This window comes from Halalkalibacter alkalisediminis (genome assembly GCF_028610705.1).
Taxonomy (GTDB): domain Bacteria; phylum Bacillota; class Bacilli; order Bacillales; family Bacillaceae_D; genus Halalkalibacter; species Halalkalibacter alkalisediminis.
On record NZ_JAQQWT010000048.1, the window covers coordinates 1 to 18,775 of the forward strand.

Sequence of the window (18,775 nt, forward strand, 5' to 3'; positions counted from 1 at the left end):
TTTCATTTTTTTTACTTTCACATTATTGGAGTGAAGCTCTTTAAATTCAGGATTGTTCATGACAAGGCTCATGGTCGCTAAATACAAGAAACGTCGTAGCCGGGATCTGCCGCGTTTAGAAATGACAATTTGTCCTTTCCATTTACCCGAGCTAGCTTCTGCTAAATGTAATCCCGCGTGTCGCAATAGGGAATTACCGTGAGAGAAGCCGCTTAGATCTCCTGCTTCTCCTAAAATGCCAGCTAGTGAAATTTCACTAATTCCTTTAATGGCAAGTAGTTTCTTTGCGAATGTAATTTGTTCGAGTACACCAGTCACTTCTTTTTCAACTCTTTCAAGTTGAACTGTAGCGAGATCAAATTCTTCAAGCAATTGTTCTAGGTGTAATTTATAAGCATCATGTGCTTGTTGATTACCAACAGAATGCTTAGCTAATTCAACTAGTGATTGGGCTTTTTTTAGTCCAGCGTGTCGCTTCATTTTTGTTTTCCATCCTTCAACGATATCCTGGGCTTCCATGGAACGTAATTCGATGGGGGTGGGGAATAAGCGAAGGGTTGCGATTGCTCCTTTCCCTTTTATGTCCTTAAACACTTGTCGAAGTTCAGGAAAGATAAGATCTACCCAGCGATTTAATTGATTGATGGAACTGACAAGCCGTTTAACAATCACATCACGGTTAGCCATAAGTACTCGAAGTTTTTCAAAAGCTTCTGGAGTTGGACGGATAAAGGCATAATAACCATTCTTCACCATATCAGCGATTACGAGAGCGTCTTTTTTATCACTCTTAGATTGAGTATTATCTCGATTTTCTTTATTCTTTTTGACAAGATGAGGGTTAACCGTTACCACATCAACGTTTTGTTCATATAGCCATTTTGATAGATTAAGCCAGTAATGTCCAGTAGGCTCCATACCTACAATCGATGTATTGAAATTTTTTGTTTCTTTTAATTCATTGATCCACTGCAGTAATCTACTAAAACCTTCTTCATTATTTTCAAAAGATAGAGGATCGCCTACTACAATCCCACGGAAGTTCACAGCTCGAGCTACGTGAACTTGTTGGGCAATATCCACACCAACAACGAGATGTTTATCGGAAATTCGTTCAATTAGTTGATTTTGTTTGTCTTGCATTTTAAACTTCATAGTAGAGTTTCCTCCTTAGATTTTGAGTTTTAGAGTGGTGTCTATACTCATATCTTACTGAGGAGCTCTATTTTTTTCGAAGTTGAAAATTAACGTTCTACAGGAATGCTATCGGGCCATATAATTGAACAACACTGGGCAAGTAATTTGAATATTTATGTTAAAATAATTAGAGATTGTGAGGGGCAAATAGCTGAAGATAGACGAGCTTATCCTCAGCCATTTCTTTGTTCCGCAAATGGCCAGAAATATGGAAGAAATCAAGGGGGATTGGAGTCTTTTGGTAGTAATTACGCATTATTTGTTCGGGAAAAAGAATCCCAAGGGAGATTATGATGAGTGTAGGGCGACTAACGCCACCGTCCAAAGGATTGCTCGGCGGGGCCGTCTCGCAATACTTTAATACCAATCGATATCAGTGCAAATGCAAAGCGCAGCCGTGACGATATTAAATTCAATCCTTGTACCTTTAAGTGTGTTAAGGGGAAGAATTGCCATACTGCCCATTTGCGATTGAACAAAACAATCCGAGTATTCCGGAACGGTAAGCCCCTATGGCAAGTACAATCCAACCTACTGCAATAGCACCGTTAAAATGACGCATAATATGAAAAGCTTAATATGATTTGTCGACAGTTTCCGTGGCTATCATAAGATTCTGGATGTCGACCAGTTGAAACGCCAGATGATCGATGCCCCCATGAAATGTACGAGTGAAGAGACCGAATATAACTAACGTGCCCCCAAAATTGCCAAAGTTGGATTTTTCATGCCTATGATCGGGACAGTTTGATGATAGCCGGCCACATTAGAACGTTACCCATGACAAAAGAGCTATAAGCCGCAATGATGAGAATAGGGTGTTCAGAGTATGCTGCCAACATGGAATCGAAAAAGAAATGATATTAGCTACGAAGCAGCGTGACTAAGAGAAGCAGGATTGGCCCAACGATAAAGGAGGTTAGTTTGTAAAAAACTAATATGGCAATTTGTGACGATCAAGTTTATTAATTGATCGTCTATTCTCATTTGACTATACTCCGTAGCAAAGAGCTTCCTTTAAAAATATACTTTGTGAAAGAAAGTATTTAAGTGAACGAAGTAGGTTAGAAAATGTGTTGAAACGTTATTGATAGGAGGATTTGAGTAGAATTTAGAGAATTAATAATTAGAATATAATATAAAAGTTGGAGGAAAAAGCTATGGATAATCTTATTGATAAAAGAGATTTTAATGAATTAGCTGATGAAGTCCTGGAAGGAGAAATAATTAATCCTGAGATAAAGAAAAACATAATAGAACAAAGTTATTCCGCATATAAAGAGTCTATTAAATCAATGGACTTAGATAACAAAGATATTTCAGACTTGACTCGAGAGCTTCTTCAAGCATATAAGGAAAAGCTATCTGACAAAAACTTGGATTGGGACCAGCAATCAGAGATTATGGACAGAATGGAGAAAGTATTAGAACAAAAAGTTAAAGATGCTAAAGACATTAGAACAAAACACTTTATGTTTTTAGCATTAGGCCTGTCTGTTACAGCAGGTGCAGTTGGAGCTACCGGGGCAACACTTGCAAAGCATGGACCTGAAGCATTAGGTAGAATATTTGATAAAACAAGAAGTTTGGTAAATAAATAATTACCATTGAGATTTTTTTATAAGGTATCTTTATTAATCGCTTTATAACTTGCTGCACAGTACAACGATACTGTTCAATAGAAAATGATATTCCCACAATTGGTGCGATTTTGGAAGACCAAAGCCTAATTCCTCAGTAAAGATAAGGAGGATTAGGCTTTTTTACTTCAAAATAGTTGACGTTCTTCAATTGGCAAACACGTTGACAGCAAGTGGTAAATTTCGTGGCAACTGCTGGTAAAAACATGGCACACGTGGTACATTCTCTTGGCTGTAATCATAGAAGGATTGAATAGAATATGCCATGATTAAAATACTGCATACGTAAGATTCTTAGAAGTTTTAACGGTTATGTTAAACCAACTGTTTTAATGCATTTTAGTTACTAACATTAATGTCGGTGTTATAAAATGGAAAAAACTAATTACCAACATTAATGTAATTTTAAAATTAGTGTAAAAATGAGAAAACCCTTGTTTTAAAAGGATTCTTCAGTTACCAACATTAATGTCCGTGAACATTTCTTGTTAAAGACAAAAAAGTTGGAAACTGGCCAGTATGTATAATATTTTAAAAATAACGATTTTGTCAGAACTCCACAAAAAGAATAAAATTTTTTTGAAAAACTATCCCTTAGGGATAGTTTTTTTCTTTTTACAACAACTGTTGTATGTTTCCACTGATTATAAGTTTGCATTGACTATAAAAGGAGGTTTCAAATAATGAAAGAATCGATCAACTACATCAGGAAAAATTGAAAAATGGATTAAAGAAGAGAGGGGAAAAGGGGAGGGAATTGATTATAAACCGTGGTTAACCATTAGAAATGTACCTTCAAACGGAATTGTTTCTAGAAGCAAAGGTTGGAAGAATAGAAGGAAACATCATCTTCATTCGCAACTAGAATGATATTCTTTTTATACATTAGAGTGGTCTGATGAAGATATTGATATTAGAGAGCAATAGCCCTTATTACCACTCAAAAGAACAATAGAGATTACAGAAAGTTTGGGAATTAAACATCCTAGTTTAAAAGTCTATATTTAATAAAATTAACCATTTAGGTAAAAATAGGTTTTAATTATTTTTAGGGAACCTATTTACGAATATAGGTAAACCAATTATAATAATTAACTATAAGGTTGTTGGACATCTAGACATCCAACCTCTCTTGCGAATGATATAAAGTAGGTAAGGAAGTGTATTGAAGAGGAGGAGTTACCCTTCTAAGAGGTTAAGCGTCATATAAATGCGGTTAGTTGTGAGTGAGTTTTATTAGTCCACTTGTTTTGAAAGCGCTATATTTTTTAAGGTAACAGAAAACGCTTACAAGTTAGTGGTTTCTTTGAACTGTTATTTTATTAATTTAAAAAGGGGTTAAAATGATGAACTTTTTATGGGGTATTTTTGGTATTGTTATTGTTTTTTTTATTGCTTACCTTTTTTCTACAAATAGAAAAGCCATTAAATTACAAACAATTCTAGGTGGATTATTCATCCAAATAATGTTCGCTTTTATCGTCCTAAAATGGGAAACAGGGCGAGCGGCTCTTCAATGGTTAACGATGCGAGTGACAAACATTATTGATTATGCAAATGAAGGCGTTAACTTTTTATTCGGTGGATTATGGCAAGGTGAAGGTGTAGGTTTTGTCTTTGCCTTTCAAGTCTTGACCATTATTATCTTCTTTTCTTCATTAATTGCCGTACTATATTACATTGGTGTGATGCAATGGGTTATTAAACTACTTGGAGGAGCACTTTCAAAAGTACTAGGTACAAGTAAGGCAGAATCAATGTCAGCTGCTGCTAATATTTTCGTGGGCCAAACAGAAGCACCTCTTGTTGTTCGTCCTTACCTTAATAAGATGACAAATTCTGAGTTGTTTGCCGTTATGACTGGTGGGCTTGCTTCTGTAGCCGGTTCTGTATTAATTGGTTATTCATTAATGGGAATCCCGTTAGAATACTTGTTAGCAGCTAGTTTCATGGCCGCTCCAGCAGGGTTAGTTATGGCAAAAATGATTATACCTGAAACAGAACAATCAAAAACGACTGATGAAATAGAAATCGGAAAAGATACAGAATCTACCAATGTAATTGATGCAGCAGCGCGAGGAGCTGGTGTCGGTCTACAATTAGCACTTAATGTAGGTGCAATGCTTCTAGCATTTATTGCATTAATAGCATTAATTAATGGTATTTTAGGCGGTATTGGTGGTTGGTTTGGCGTTGAAGGTTTATCTCTAGAAGCAATTCTTGGTGTGCTTTTTGCTCCGATTGCATTTGCTATCGGAGTGCCATGGGCAGAAGCAATGGCAGCAGGAAGTTTTATTGGTCAAAAGCTAGTATTAAACGAGTTTGTGGCGTACGCGGCGTTTGCTCCGGAAATTCCGGAACTTTCAGAAAAGACAGTTGCTGTAATAAGTTTTGCACTTTGTGGATTTGCAAACATTTCCTCATTGGCGATTTTATTAGGTGGACTAGGTGGACTTGCCCCAGAACGCCGAAATGATATTGCACGATTAGGTCTTCGAGCAGTTCTAGCTGGTGCACTAGCTTCATTATTAAGTGCAGCTATTGCCGGTATGTTATTTTAATCATTTATGAAGGGAGGTTACCGACGTTTTAACAAGGCTTGACGTTGGTAACCTTATTATAATGATAAGTATACTTTAATATAAAGGATGATCAATTATGAGAATGGTTGACTTAATTGAAAAAAAACGTGATGGTGGAGAGCTGACTAACGACGAAATTCAATTTATGATAGAAGGATATACAAAGGGAGATATCCCTGATTACCAAATTTCAGCATTTGCAATGGCGGTATTCTTCAAAGGGATGACACAATCGGAGAGCGCTTATCTGACAATGGCGATGGTTGAATCTGGAGATCAGATTGATTTATCGTCCATTAATGGTATAAAAGTTGATAAGCATAGTACAGGGGGAGTAGGTGATACAACAACACTTGTATTAGCCCCGTTAGTTGCTGCTATTGGAGTTCCCGTTGCAAAAATGTCAGGTCGAGGATTAGGGCACACAGGAGGAACGATTGATAAGCTTGAAGCGATCCCTGGATTCAATGTGGAAATTGATAATGAACAGTTTAACAACCTTGTAAACACCAATAAAGTCGCTGTCGTCGGACAAAGTGGTAATCTGACACCAGCTGATAAAAAGTTATATAGTCTAAGAGATGTGACAGCAACTGTCGAGTCAATTCCTCTTATCGCTAGTTCCATTATGAGTAAGAAAATAGCTTCTGGTGCTGATGCGATCGTTCTTGATGTGAAAACGGGTAGCGGTGCATTTATGAAAGACTTAGAAGGAGCAAAAGCTTTAGCAAAAGCGATGGTTGAAATCGGAAATGCGGTTGGACGTCAAACGACAGCAGTTATATCGGACATGAGTCAACCGTTGGGATATGCAATTGGTAATTCACTTGAGATTAGAGAAGCCATTGAGACGTTAAGAGGAAAAGGACCAAAGGATCTCGTTGAACTATGCTTAGTGTTAGGCAGTCAAATGGTGTATCTTGCTAAAAAAGCAGAGACACTAGAGGAAGCGAGGAGGAAGCTAGAAGAAGTAATTGCGAATGGCAAAGCGCTTGAGACATTTAAAGCCTTTCTATCAGCACAAGGTGGTGATGCTTCAATCGTCGATAATCCCAATAAGCTACCTTCCGCTCAGTATACGTTTGAGGTGAATGCGAAAGAAGCTGGTTTTGTTTCTGAAATTATTTCTGACAAAGTTGGGACTGCTGCAATGATTCTTGGGGCAGGTCGGGCTACAAAGGAATCAAAAATTGATTTGGCTGTTGGCCTTGTTCTTAATAAGAAAATCGGTGAAAAGGTTGAAAAAGGTGAATCGCTTGTAACGATTCATAGCAATCGAGAAGATGTAAATGATGTAATAGAAAGAATATACGATTCTTATAAAATTTCACAAAATCCAGTTGATTCTATTCCGCTTATCTATGATGAAATAAATAATTAATAAAAAGCCCTATCAACGAATGGATTGCTTGAAATAAAAGAGAGAACAAATTTCTCTCTTTTCTATTTGGTCACTAATTGATATAATAAATGTCAGACGTCCAACAACTGGTTTTGAATTTAAATTAAAGGGTGAAACAGATGAACGTATCTATTGCTAATATCATTGACCATACATTACTAAAAGGTTCGGCAACTGAAAAAGATATTATTAAACTAGCAGAAGAAGCAAAAATAAATCAATTTGCCTCAGTTTGTGTGAATCCAACGTGGGTAAGCACAGCATATGAAATGTTAAAAGGTACAAATGTTAAGGTTTGTACAGTGATAGGTTTTCCTTTAGGTGCACAAACTTCAAGTGTGAAAAGATTTGAAACAGAAGATGCTATTGAAAATGGTGCAACTGAAATTGATATGGTTATTAATATAGGAGCACTAAAAAATGAAGATAATGAATTCGTACAAAAAGATATTGAAGCGGTTGTTAATGCGGCTAGTGAAAAAGCACTTGTGAAAGTAATAATCGAAACATGCTTGTTAACAGAAGAAGAAAAAATCCGTGCTTGCCAATTAGCTGTTCAAGCTGGAGCTCATTTTGTAAAAACGTCAACAGGCTTTTCAACAGGTGGAGCAACTGTAGAGGATATTAGATTAATGAGAAAAACTGTAGGGCCGTCAATTGGTGTGAAAGCTTCTGGAGGTATTCGAAATAGTGAAGATGTTCAGAAGATGGTTGAGGCAGGTGCAACCAGAATTGGTGCAAGCTCAGGGGTGTCGATTGTAAAAGGGGAAACATCAAGTACAAACTATTAAATAAGAAGGTTAGAGGAGAAGATGGTTATGAAAGAATTATTATTGAGTCTGCTAGCAGGAATTATTATTGGTGTTACTTTTAAATTTTTACGTCTGCCGTTACCAGCTCCGCCAGTATTAGCAGGGGTTTTAGGTGTAGCAGGAGTTTACTTAGGTGGAATGATTGCAAGTAGTTTATTTAAGTTCTAATTTTTTTGCGTTTAAGATGTTGGACCTCCAACAAGTGATGAGTTTATTGAAGTACGCAAGGAAGGATAATCAGATAATGAAACAGTTTAAAAGAATATTTTTAATTGTCATGGACTCTGTAGGAATAGGCGCGGCACCGGATGCAAGGGAATTTAATGATGAAGGTGCCGACACATTAGGGCATATCGCAGAAAAAATGGATGGATTACATATGCCTAATATCGCTAAACTCGGCTTAAGTCAGATTCGTGAAATAAAGGGAATTGAAAAGGTGGCCCAGCCTCTTGGTCATTATGGAAAAATGCAAGAAGCCTCTAATGGAAAAGATACAATGACTGGACATTGGGAATTGATGGGCCTGCACATTGAACAACCGCTTCAAACATTTCCTGATGGGTTTCCCCCAGAGCTAATTGAAACATTAGAAAATCAAACGGGTAGAAAAATCATTGGAAATAAACCTGCATCCGGTACTGGTATTCTTGACGAGTTAGGCGAACACCATTATCACACAGGAGATTTAATTGTTTATACTTCAGCTGATTCTGTTTTACAAATTGCAGCACATGAGGAGATTGTTCCTTTAGAGGAGCTTTATCACATTTGTGAAATAGCAAGAGATTTAACGTTAGATGAGAAGTATAGGGTTGGTCGAGTGATCGCACGCCCGTTTACTGGTCAACCTGGGGCTTGGGAAAGAACATCAAATCGTCATGATTATGCTTTAAAGCCATTTGGAAGAACGGTAATGAACGAATTAAAGGACGAAGGATACAGTTCAATAGCCATTGGAAAAATCTCTGACATTTATGATGGAGAAGGAGTAACTAAAACATTACGAACTAAATCAAATATGGATGGAATGGATAAGTTACTTCAATCCATGGATGAGCAGTTTACAGGATTGAGCTTCGTGAATCTTGTTGATTTTGATGCTATTTTTGGCCATCGTAGAGACCCTATCGGTTATGGGAAAGCATTAGAAGAATTTGATGCACGGTTACCAGAAGTATTTGAAAAGATGCAGGAGGATGACCTTTTAATGATTACTGCCGACCATGGTAATGATCCCATTCATCATGGCACCGATCATACTCGTGAATACGTGCCATTACTTGTTTACAGTCCGAATCAAACAGAATCAAATGATTTAGGTGTAAGGCAAACATTTGCCGATATAGGGGCAACCATTGCTGAAAATTTTCAAATAAAAATGCCATTTTACGGCAAAAGCTTTTTAGATAAACTATAGTTTCTACAAAAGGAGAAATGAAAAATGGAAAATGTACTTGGGAAAATGCAAGAGTCAGCTAGCTTTATTAATCACTTAATTACAGAGCAACCGACAATTGGTTTAATCCTAGGATCTGGACTTGGAGAACTAGCAGATGAAATTGAAAATCCGGTGAGAATCAACTATGGAGAAATTCCTCACTTCCCAGTATCTACAGTGGAGGGGCATGCTGGTCAGTTAGTAATTGGTCAATTACATGGTAAACAAGTTGTGGCTATGCAAGGACGTTTCCATTTTTATGAAGGATATTCGATGCAGGAAGTGACTTTTCCTGTGCGAGTGATGAAACAGCTGGGCGTAGAAGTAATTGTTGTTACAAATGCATGTGGTGGAATGAATCCAGCGTTTAAGCCTGGTGATTTAATGATTATTGAAGATCATTTAAATATGACAGGAGCTAACCCGCTAATTGGACCAAATGAAAGTGAGTTAGGAGCACGTTTTCCAGATATGAGTGTAGCCTATACACCAGAGTTGGTTTCAGTTGTTGAAGAAACAGCTAAAAAATTAGATATTTCTGTTCAAAAAGGAGTATATGCAGGTATAACTGGCCCAACCTATATGACACCTGCCGAGCTTAAGATGTTACGAATCGTGGGTGGAGATGCTGTAGGGATGTCAACAGTACCTGAAGTCATAGTCGCAAGCCATATGGAAATGAAAGTGATTGGTATTTCGTGTATAACGGATATGGCCATCGGTGAAGAGTTAGAGCCACTTACACATGATCAAGTTGTTGAAGTAGCGAATCGAACAAAGCCTCAATTTATTTGCTTAGTTAAAGAGATTGTATCATCACTTTAATAGGAGGTTCTTTAAAAAATGAATAAAATGAAACTAGTTGAAGAAGCGATTAAGGCAAGAGAAAAGGCGTATACTCCTTATTCAGAATTTAAAGTAGGTGCAGCCTTACTAACAAAGGGTGGAAAAGTTATTCATGGTTGTAACATTGAAAATGCTGCATATAGCATGTGTAATTGTGCAGAGCGTTCCGCCTTATTTAGCGCCTATTCAGCAGGTGACAAAGAGTTTACGATGCTAGCTGTTGTTGCGGATACACTTAGACCAGTCTCACCCTGTGGAGCATGCAGGCAAGTGATTTCTGAATTATGTAGTTCAGAGATGAAAATCATTCTCTCTAATCTTAATGGAGATCTACAGGAAATAACTGTACACGATCTGTTACCAGGGGCATTTTCTCCAGAGGATTTAAACAAATAATCATAATAAAACACCTCTTAAATTGTTTAGTTCTTTAGGGGTGTTTTCATTGTTTTTTACCTAGTTACTCTTATTTATTTAAAATAGTTAGAGTTACCTTTGCCTTGATTGTTGTTGGACAAAACTGTAAAATTATAAAATACAGTAGGATAATTTTTTTGGAGGTATGGTAATGTCTTTAGATGGATATCAAAGGTCGAGATATCTCTTGATTATAGAAAAAATTAAGAAGGATATTGAAAGCGGTAAACTAGAACCGGGTGAAAAGTTACCTTCTGAATATAAGTTGGCAAAAGACTTAGGAGTTAGTCGGACGACGTTAAGAGAAGCACTACGAATTTTAGAAGAAGAAAGTATTGTAATTAGAAAGCATGGAATAGGAACATTTATTAATAAAAAGCCAATTTTTTCAAGTGGTATTGAGGAGTTAATAAGTATCACTGATATGATCAAAATGGAAGGGAAAACTCCAGGCACTCGTCTATTATTCTCTGATTATGTTGATCCTATTGATGAGGATAAAATAGAATTAAAGCTCAGTGACCAAGAGTCGGTTTTTCTTGTGAAAAGAATTCGAACGGCAAATAATGATCCAATGATTTATTGCATTGATAAAATTCCTGGGCATTTAATACCTCAAGGTTCTGAATTTGAAAAAGAAGAATCACTCTTTCATTTTATGGATGATGAAGCAGCTGTAACGATTAGTTATGCAACAGCTTTTATAGAAACAATAGGTTATCATGAAGAAATTTCAAAAATTTTAGAGTGTGAAAAAGGAACTCCGTTATTAGTATTGAAGCAGACGCATTACGATCTACATGAAAAACCTGTTTTATATTCAATAAATTTTTTTAGAGCAGATAAATTCAGGTTCAGCGTTTTTAGGAAACGGTTGAAATTTTAAAGGTAATTGATGAAATTTCTTTTTGATTAGGACCATGTTCAAGAATGAATTTTGCTATCTCCTTTGGATTTTTAAGGCGTGACCGGTCATTTATATGGTTTGTATTTGTCCCAAAGGGGGTATCCATTCCGCCCATATATACAGCTGTGACAATAATAGGGGTGTGTTCTAATTTTTTATCAAGCTTTCTGTAAAGCCTCGAACGGCAAATGGCAACATATATGGACTCATTTACTTTTCCTTTTTGTCTAGCTGTTTAAATTTATAATCTTCCCTTTATTTTGTTTCAAAAAATGGGGGAGGAGGGCTTGCGATATATATATGGTTCCTTTTACATTCGTATCAATGATTTCATCAATTTGGTGTGGTTCGTAATGTTGTAACGGACCAAAGTAGCCCACGCCTGCATGGTTAATAACTAGGTCGATTTTTCCTTCTGTTAGTACGACTTCTATTGTTTTCTGGACTTCCCCTTTTAATGAGGTATTACAAATAGCGACCTCAGCTTTACCTCCTAACTGCTGAATTTCATTTTCCCCTTTTTCTAACTTTGATTCTGTTCTTCCTAGCAGATTACTTTATCCCCAAATGACTATAAGAGAGCGCTAACTCTTTTCCAAGTCCGGTTCAGGCTTCAGTAATAAGGTTTCTGTTCTTTTTTATCGACTCCTCTAAAAGAAAAGGTTTACATTTAGTGAAAATAATTTATAATGAAACTAGTTGTTGGACGTCCTACATTTGAAATATCTTATCATGTCAATCGTATAAACTATAGGCTAAAAAATTATTTCATTTTTATGTGTATGAGGGTAAAGGGGATAAAGCAAATGACAATACAAATTGAACAAGCTGCTAGATACATTAACAGAATTCTTTTGCAAACGCCTAAAGTAGGTTTGATTCTTGGTTCAGGATTAGGGGTACTCGCAGAAGAGATTAAGGACCCCGTTAAAGTTTCTTATTCAGACATACCGGGTTTTCCAGCTTCTACTGTAGAAGGTCATGCGGGCCAGCTAGTTTTTGGAACTCTTGAGGGTGTAAATGTAATTGCTATGCAAGGTAGGTTTCATTTCTATGAAGGATATTCGTTGGAGAAGGTGACATTTCCAATACGTGTAATGAAAAAGTTGGGGATTGAAGCATTAATTGTCACGAATGCAGCAGGAGGAGTTAACACTGATCTAGACCCTGGAGATCTAATGTTAATCACGGATCATATCAATAACGCTGGGGGAAATCCGTTAATTGGTCCAAATAATACTGAATTAGGATTACGCTTTCCTGATTTGTCTACAGCATACGATGTTGAGCTTCAAGCATTGGCAAAAAGAGCAGCAGAGAGTTTAGACATTCCCTTGAAAGAAGGTGTGTATGTTTGGAATACAGGTCCATCATATGAGACACCTGCTGAAGTTAAAATGTTACGTCATTTAGGTGGAGATGCAGTTGGAATGTCGACAGTCCCTGAAGTCATAATTGCACGTCATGCTGAAATCAAAGTACTTGGAATATCATGCATATCAAATATGGCTGCAGGAATTCTGGATCAACCCCTCACTCATCATGAAGTGATTGAGACGACTGAGAAAGCAAAAGATAGCTTTTTACTTTTTATGAAAGAAATTATCTCTCTATATGGTCAGAGATAATATACAAAACAGTTTCCTAATTAGGAGATCTTTTGATGACTACCGCTTAGAACCGCATTTAGTTTACGAGATGATTTACCAGCAAAATGACTATTTTTATGAAAGACTTTTTGAATAGGTCCATAAAGGTACAAAAATAATGATTCACAATGGTTGGGGATGGAAGAGTCACCTCAGATGAAGAACGAAAGCAAATAATTAATAACGAACACTTGTCGTGAATATTTCCACCACAAGTGTTCGTTTAATGATTGAAGTAACCGGTACCGTTTATTGAACAAAAAGTAAAATAGCGGTACCTATTATACATGGCTAATAGGTACCGCTATTTATGTGTATATAACTTTTTACCGTTTAGGTCTAGACAAATATTTCAGGCAATTACAGGAGTAAATTGATACAGAACAAGGATGATACATTAATCGGTACCTTCAACTGTACTTATTGGTGCATGCAGGTTCCACAGATGCTGCTGGTATTGCCCTAGGTTCTAAAACTTGAAAGACTGAATCCAACTAGTTAGCAGGAGTTCAGTCTTGTCCACTTTATTGATGTTTAGAGTCCGATATACTTCCTCGGGTTCTTATGGCAATAACACTGCATCAATGACATGGATGACACCATTTGAAGCCTCTATGTCTGGTTTAACGACATTTGCTTTATTCACTTGAGTAGGGTCAAGTGAAATAGTAACGTCTTTATCAGCTAACGTTTTCACCTTCATCCTGTCTTTTAGATCACTAGACATCACTTTACCAGGTACGACGTGATACAGTAGAATATTGGCTAAGTCTTTTCTAGCTAATAATTCTTCGGCTGTTACACCTAATTCTTTTAGTAGTTTTTCAAATGCCTCATCTGTTGGAGCGAATACAGTAAAAGGCCCATTGTCTTTCAGTGCCTCGACCAAATTTGCTTTCTCTAGAGCTGCAGCCAACGTATTGAAGTCACCTGCTTCAACGGCTGTATCGACAATGTCCTTTGTATTTTCGGGATTCTCTGCAGCAAATACTCCAGCTGAGAATGAGAGGAACATCATGAAAATCAACAAAACCACCGCATACTTTTTCTTTTCCATTCATAAAACCTCCTTTTTTACCTACAAACATACATTTTAAAGAAGCAACACACACTCTAATCCTCTCTTAGTCGTCACACCCCCGATATGTAAATTCTAAGGTAGTATTCGTTGGTTTGGATTTTTTATCCTTACGTGTACAATAAAAAAATTAAGGACGAACCATGGTTAATAATGAAAGTTTGGTTTACTTAGAATGACGATTGGTTAAATTTATTAACTTACAAAAATAAAGTAAATTATATTGAATTAGTAACATACTATATGATAGTATATAAACAGAGATAGACGAAATTAATAAAAAGGGATTGGAGAGGAAGAAGTTGTCAAACAAACAGGAAGTTGGATCATTATTATTAAGAGTAATGTTAGGAATGGTTTTCTTAGCTCATGGAGCTGCGAAGTTTCAAGGAGGTATAGAAAATATTGTAGGTTGGTTCGATAGTATTGGTCTACCAGGTTTCTTAGCTTACGTTGTTGCCATCCTTGAATTGGTAGGAGGAATTGCATTAATTCTAGGTGTAGGAACGCGAATTGTGTCTGCTCTACTAGCCCTTTTATTAGTAGGAGCTATTTTAAAAGTTCAATTAGCGGCAGGTTTTATTGGTGGCTATGCGTACGATCTTGTACTACTTGTTATATCGGTTCACCTTTTCTTAAATGGAAGCAAGTTATATTCTGTTGGTCATCTGCTCTTTAAAGGTGAAGAAGTTCAGCATTCATATAAAAACCCAGCTTGAATACCTCGAATTAGAGAAGAATGATACTGAGGTAATTAAAGGACAGAACAACACTCATCCTTAATTGGGGGTGGTTCCTATAAGAGAAATTAAAATGAACAAGAAAAAGTAGGTGGATAGGTATGGGGTTTTTAGATAAATTATTTGGAGATAAAAAGGAGACGAAAAACATGTCAAACATTAAATTAGCCGTTATTTATTACAGTTCAACAGGAACAAACTATCAATTAGCAAAGTGGGCTGAAGCAGGTGGTAAAGCAGTAGAGGCAGAAGTGAAAGTGTTAAAAGTTCCTGAACTTGCTCCGCAATCCGCAATCGATTCAAACCCAGCTTGGAAAGCTCATGTTGAAGAAACAAAGGATGTTCCAGAAGTAACATTGAATGATCTTGAGTGGGCTGATGCCATTATCTTTAGCGTCCCAACGCGCTTTGGGAATATGCCTGCACAAATGAAGCAATTTATAGATACAACAGGTGGACTTTGGTTTAATGGCAAATTGGCCAACAAAGCTGTAAGTGCGATGTCTTCAGCAAGCAACGCGCACGGTGGTCAAGAAGCAACCATCCTATCTCTTTACACATCGATGCATCACTGGGGTGCCATAATCGCTTCCCCTGGTTACACCGATCCTGTTCAATTTGCATCTGGTGGAAATCCTTATGGAGTAAGTGTAACAGTTGGTCAAGATGGGAAGATGCAAGAAGATGTAGAAGCAGCAGCAAAATATCAAGCAAGACGCACTGTACAAGTCGCAGAGTGGATTAAAATAGGAAATCAATAAGTTGAAAGAGAGCCAATCAATAGATGATTGGCTCTTTTACTGCTATATAAAACGCTGAAGATAGTTATGATTGAAAATTTTATAAATTGTGGCTAGGATGGAAAGTTCTTTGCTTAAAAATGTTAAAATGACAATAGTATAAGAGAAAAGAGAAAAGAGAAAAGAGAAAAAAGAAAAAAGAAAAAAGAAAGAGGAAAGAGGAAAGAGGAAAAGAAGAAAAGAAGAAAAGAAGGGGAGCTTTTTAGTTAGATCAATGATCAAGTTCTTTTTTTATATGTATTAAAACGAGGGAACGCTCATCATAGAAACATGAATGCTGTTTTTTTATTTGTTATTACACTTTTGGAATGGGGGTATCTAATAATAACTTAAAAGAAAGAAAAGCGTTGAGGAGGGCGTAATGCAAAATATTAGAGAAACAGTCAAAGAAGTTGTGTATGCAATTATTCCGCTTTCATTGGTAGTCATCATTCTACAGTTCACGATCATCGGGATGCCAATAGATATGTTTGTTCAATTTTTAGTTGGGGTGGTCATGGTTTCTGTAGGATTAATTCTTTTTTTGTTAGGTGTACATATCGGTTTATTACCTGTTGGAGAAATGATTGGGTCGGCACTTCCAAGGATGGGGAAAGCGTGGTTAGTCGTCTTTTTTGGTTTTCTTCTCGGTTTTGTTGCAACGGTTGCAGAGCCGGATGTGAGAGTTCTAGCCATTCAAGTCGATTTAGTATCAGAGGGAATGGTTTCAAGTAATGTTTTAATTTATACAGTTGCGTTAGGGGTTGCGATCTTTGTAGGATTGGCAATGCTTAGAATCTTAGTAAATATTCCTATTACCTATCTTTTGATAGGTGGGTATGGTTTAGTTTTCTTATTGGCGGCGTTCACACCGACTCAGTTTGTTCCGATTTCATTTGATGCAGGTGGAGTAACAACCGGTCCAATGACTGTTCCGTTCATTTTGGCTCTTGGTGTAGGTGTGGCCTCTGTATTAAGAGGAAAGAGTGCATCTACGGACGGGTTTGGTTTAGTCGCATTAGCATCAATAGGACCGATATTGGCGGTACTCGTGTTAGGGGTGATCTATGGATGAACATTACTATTTTCGCTGGCTTTGGTCATGTTTTGGCTGAAGTGGCATTTGCGCTTGTCCCGTTGTTGGTTTTTTTCTTATTCTTCCAGTTCTTTGTGTTGAAATTGCCGATGAAGAAATTAATTGATATTTTTAAAGGGATGTTTCTCACGTTCTGGGGGCTTGCTTTTTTTTTACAAGGAGTCCATATTGGATTTTTACCTGCCGGTGAGATGATGGGTACGATTATGGGACAAATGAAACATTTATGGGTTCTTGTTCCGATTGGATTTGTACTCGGATTTGTAGCGACATTTGCAGAGCCTGCCGTACGGATTCTCAACCATGAAGTAGAGAAGGTCTCCGGGGGGTACATCCCACAAAGAGTTATGCTATATACTCTTTCGATCGGTGTAGCGTTGTCGATCGCACTATCGATGTTGCGCATTATTGTGGGGATTCCATTGTGGTATTTTATCATTCCAGGTTACATATTAGCACTTGTCCTTATTAAATTTTCAACGCGCACATTTACAGCAATCGCATTTGATTCGGGTGGGGTAGCAACGGGCCCAATGACCGTTACTTTTATCGTAGCGATGTCAGTAGGGATTGCAACGGTAATGGAGGGGCGTGATCCCTTGCTTGATGGTTTTGGCATGATCGCGTTAGTTGCACTTTCTCCCATTTTATCTGTTTTAACTCTAGGGTTACTTTATGGTCGAAAGGAGAAAGAAAATGAACGAGCATTTGAATCTGAGTCATAAACTACTCGTGACAATTGTCAAAAAAGGAGTCGCTTCTAAGGTCGTGAAAGCATCAAAAGAAGCAGGGGCTGAAGGTGGTACCATCATTTATGGGAAAGGAACTGGCATCCATGAAACGAAGAAATTTTTTGGGATTAGTGTAGAGCCTGAAAAAGAAATGATCTTAACGTTGGTACCAAAAGAGAAAATGGATCTCGTTCTATCAGCGGTTGAACAGGCAGGGAAATTAGATAAACCGGGAAATGGAATCGGTTTCGTCATAGATGTAAAACGAATCGCAGGAATTGTTCACTTACTTAAATTGGAAAACCAAAGCAGTAAGCAGGGAGGTTAAGATGGAGAATAAAGTTTTATACGACTTAATTGTAACGGTTGTTAATAAAGGTTATTCCGAGAAAGTGGTTGAAGCATCGAAACAAGCAGGAGCTGAAGGTGGTACGATCTTGTATGGCAGAGGGACGGGGATCCACGAACAAGCTAAACTATTTAATATTGCTATTGAACCAGAAAAGGAATTGATCCTCACGTTAATTAATAGAGAAAAGACCGACGAGGTACTCGAGTCGATTATGATTAATGCTGAGTTGAATAAACCAGGAAAAGGAATTTCATTTGTGTTACAGGTTGAACGTACGATTGGAATTAATCATATTTTAAATCGCATGGTGAACGAGAAGCTAGCAGATTGAATATGTGTTGAAAGAAATAACAAACAAAATATCATGTTTTAACCTAGTATGAGTCACATACTAGGTTAAAGTTAATTTCCAGGGAATGGGAACAGGCGTGTTTAATTTTACGTAATATTTAGGACTTTACCAAAAGGAGCTTTAGGCTTGAACTGATCTGGAACAAGCCAATAGATAAAAGGCTTTAGCGTTAATTCATCATAAATATAACCAGTTAAATCCGTTACATATAATAGCGTATCTATTTCTTCTTCATTTGCCCACTCTAATACGTCTGTATAAGACGATTTCCCATGTTTGTAATAGGTCAATGCCTTTTCCTCTGTTACATTAGAAATATCTCGAATTTTAAAATCTGCTTGTATTAAAGTGGTGTCAGGATTCATTTCTTTAATAAATGTTCTAAGCTTTTCAATCAACGACTGATCAGTTTGACTATTGGACGTATCGATTGCTAATGCGACTTTTTTATTTTTATTTTTTTGCATAATTTTAAGTAGCTCTCTTTGCCAGCTCATCATATTCCTCCCTTGGTTAACGACTCTTATTATCCCTTGATATAGGTATGTTATAACCGCTTTTTTTAAAGGGAAAAAGGAATAAAAAAGAGTTGTATAAGGTAGGTCGAAAAAAACTTTGACGGGTCTCTGACTAAAGTTTTTTACCTATTGAGATCTTATGATGTTATTGACATCCAATAAATGCCCCAAAGTTGACGGTATTGCCTATCCAGAATTAGACGATTATAATGTCCATATATAATTCGAAACATTTC

The 18,775-nt window shown here is 37.0% G+C and carries 20 protein-coding genes; 16 read left to right on the plus strand and 4 right to left on the minus strand.

Annotated features, from left to right (window positions below; genetic code table 11):
* The coding region (locus PQ474_RS23740) for an IS110 family RNA-guided transposase (RefSeq protein WP_273848054.1) at positions 1-1,155 on the minus strand (1,155 nt) is incomplete at its 3' end.
* Positions 1,156-2,357: 1,202 nt separating this feature from the next.
* Here PQ474_RS23740 and PQ474_RS23745 point away from each other — a divergent pair.
* From PQ474_RS23745 to PQ474_RS23785, 9 genes are all read left to right on the plus strand, one after another.
* Complete coding sequence (locus tag PQ474_RS23745; RefSeq protein WP_273848055.1) at positions 2,358-2,798, plus strand: hypothetical protein; 441 nt, start codon at positions 2,358-2,360, stop codon at positions 2,796-2,798.
* 1,385 nt (positions 2,799-4,183) lie between these two features.
* Positions 4,184-5,398, plus strand: coding sequence for a NupC/NupG family nucleoside CNT transporter (locus PQ474_RS23750; protein ID WP_273848056.1), 1,215 nt, complete (start codon positions 4,184-4,186; stop codon positions 5,396-5,398).
* Between the two features lie 97 nt (positions 5,399-5,495).
* On the plus strand, positions 5,496-6,800 hold the full coding sequence (locus PQ474_RS23755; protein ID WP_273848057.1) for a pyrimidine-nucleoside phosphorylase: 1,305 nt from the start codon (positions 5,496-5,498) through the stop codon (positions 6,798-6,800).
* A gap of 140 nt (positions 6,801-6,940) precedes the next feature.
* Positions 6,941-7,612: a deoxyribose-phosphate aldolase gene (deoC, locus tag PQ474_RS23760; RefSeq protein WP_273848058.1), complete on the plus strand. Its 672-nt coding sequence runs from the start codon at positions 6,941-6,943 to the stop codon at positions 7,610-7,612.
* Positions 7,613-7,639: 27 nt separating this feature from the next.
* A complete protein-coding gene (locus PQ474_RS23765) occupies positions 7,640-7,801 on the plus strand; it encodes a XapX domain-containing protein (protein ID WP_273848059.1) in 162 nt (53 codons plus the stop codon).
* Positions 7,802-7,877: 76 nt separating this feature from the next.
* Positions 7,878-9,053, plus strand: a complete 1,176-nt coding sequence (gene deoB / locus PQ474_RS23770) for a phosphopentomutase (RefSeq protein ID WP_273848060.1) — start codon at positions 7,878-7,880, stop codon at positions 9,051-9,053.
* A 24-nt stretch (positions 9,054-9,077) separates the two neighbouring features.
* Positions 9,078-9,899, plus strand: a complete 822-nt coding sequence (locus PQ474_RS23775; protein ID WP_273848061.1) for a purine-nucleoside phosphorylase — start codon at positions 9,078-9,080, stop codon at positions 9,897-9,899.
* 18 nt (positions 9,900-9,917) lie between these two features.
* Positions 9,918-10,316, plus strand: a complete 399-nt coding sequence (locus tag PQ474_RS23780) for a cytidine deaminase (RefSeq protein ID WP_273848062.1) — start codon at positions 9,918-9,920, stop codon at positions 10,314-10,316.
* Positions 10,317-10,488: 172 nt separating this feature from the next.
* A complete protein-coding gene (locus PQ474_RS23785; protein ID WP_273848064.1) occupies positions 10,489-11,223 on the plus strand; it encodes a GntR family transcriptional regulator in 735 nt (244 codons plus the stop codon).
* A gap of 248 nt (positions 11,224-11,471) precedes the next feature.
* Here the strand turns inward: PQ474_RS23785 and PQ474_RS23790 are convergent, their stop codons facing one another.
* Entirely contained in the window at positions 11,472-11,795 is a 324-nt protein-coding gene (locus tag PQ474_RS23790; RefSeq protein WP_337956404.1) for an SDR family oxidoreductase, read from the minus strand.
* Positions 11,796-12,050: 255 nt separating this feature from the next.
* Here PQ474_RS23790 and PQ474_RS23795 point away from each other — a divergent pair, with 255 nt between their 5' ends.
* Entirely contained in the window at positions 12,051-12,872 is an 822-nt protein-coding gene (locus tag PQ474_RS23795) for a purine-nucleoside phosphorylase (protein ID WP_273848065.1), read from the plus strand.
* Between the two features lie 583 nt (positions 12,873-13,455).
* On the opposite strand, the gene PQ474_RS23800 is transcribed toward PQ474_RS23795, so the two are convergent.
* Positions 13,456-13,950, minus strand: coding sequence for a fasciclin domain-containing protein (locus tag PQ474_RS23800; protein WP_273848066.1), 495 nt, complete (start codon positions 13,948-13,950; stop codon positions 13,456-13,458).
* A gap of 323 nt (positions 13,951-14,273) precedes the next feature.
* Here PQ474_RS23800 and PQ474_RS23805 point away from each other — a divergent pair, with 323 nt between their 5' ends.
* From PQ474_RS23805 to PQ474_RS23830, 6 genes are all read left to right on the plus strand, one after another.
* The gene (locus PQ474_RS23805; RefSeq protein WP_273848067.1) at positions 14,274-14,690 is read left to right on the plus strand and encodes a DoxX family protein; all 417 of its coding nucleotides are present in this window, start codon (positions 14,274-14,276) and stop codon (positions 14,688-14,690) included.
* 122 nt (positions 14,691-14,812) lie between these two features.
* Positions 14,813-15,472, plus strand: coding sequence for an NAD(P)H:quinone oxidoreductase (wrbA, locus tag PQ474_RS23810; protein ID WP_273848069.1), 660 nt, complete (start codon positions 14,813-14,815; stop codon positions 15,470-15,472).
* 400 nt (positions 15,473-15,872) lie between these two features.
* The gene (locus PQ474_RS23815) at positions 15,873-16,565 is read left to right on the plus strand and encodes a DUF1538 domain-containing protein (protein WP_273848070.1); all 693 of its coding nucleotides are present in this window, start codon (positions 15,873-15,875) and stop codon (positions 16,563-16,565) included.
* The gene (locus PQ474_RS23820; protein ID WP_273848071.1) at positions 16,562-17,311 is read left to right on the plus strand and encodes a DUF1538 domain-containing protein; all 750 of its coding nucleotides are present in this window, start codon (positions 16,562-16,564) and stop codon (positions 17,309-17,311) included. The genes PQ474_RS23815 and PQ474_RS23820 overlap by 4 nt, the downstream gene beginning before the upstream one ends.
* Positions 17,283-17,645 carry a P-II family nitrogen regulator gene (locus PQ474_RS23825; protein WP_273848072.1) on the plus strand — a complete coding sequence of 121 codons (363 nt, stop codon included), beginning with the start codon at positions 17,283-17,285 and terminating at the stop codon, positions 17,643-17,645. The genes PQ474_RS23820 and PQ474_RS23825 overlap by 29 nt, the downstream gene beginning before the upstream one ends.
* A 1-nt stretch (position 17,646) precedes the next feature.
* On the plus strand, positions 17,647-18,000 hold the full coding sequence (locus tag PQ474_RS23830) for a P-II family nitrogen regulator (protein WP_273848073.1): 354 nt from the start codon (positions 17,647-17,649) through the stop codon (positions 17,998-18,000).
* 107 nt (positions 18,001-18,107) lie between these two features.
* Here PQ474_RS23830 and PQ474_RS23835 read toward each other — a convergent pair whose 3' ends face one another.
* A complete protein-coding gene (locus PQ474_RS23835; protein WP_273848074.1) occupies positions 18,108-18,518 on the minus strand; it encodes a VWA-like domain-containing protein in 411 nt (136 codons plus the stop codon).
* Between the last annotated feature and the right edge of the window lie 257 nt (positions 18,519-18,775).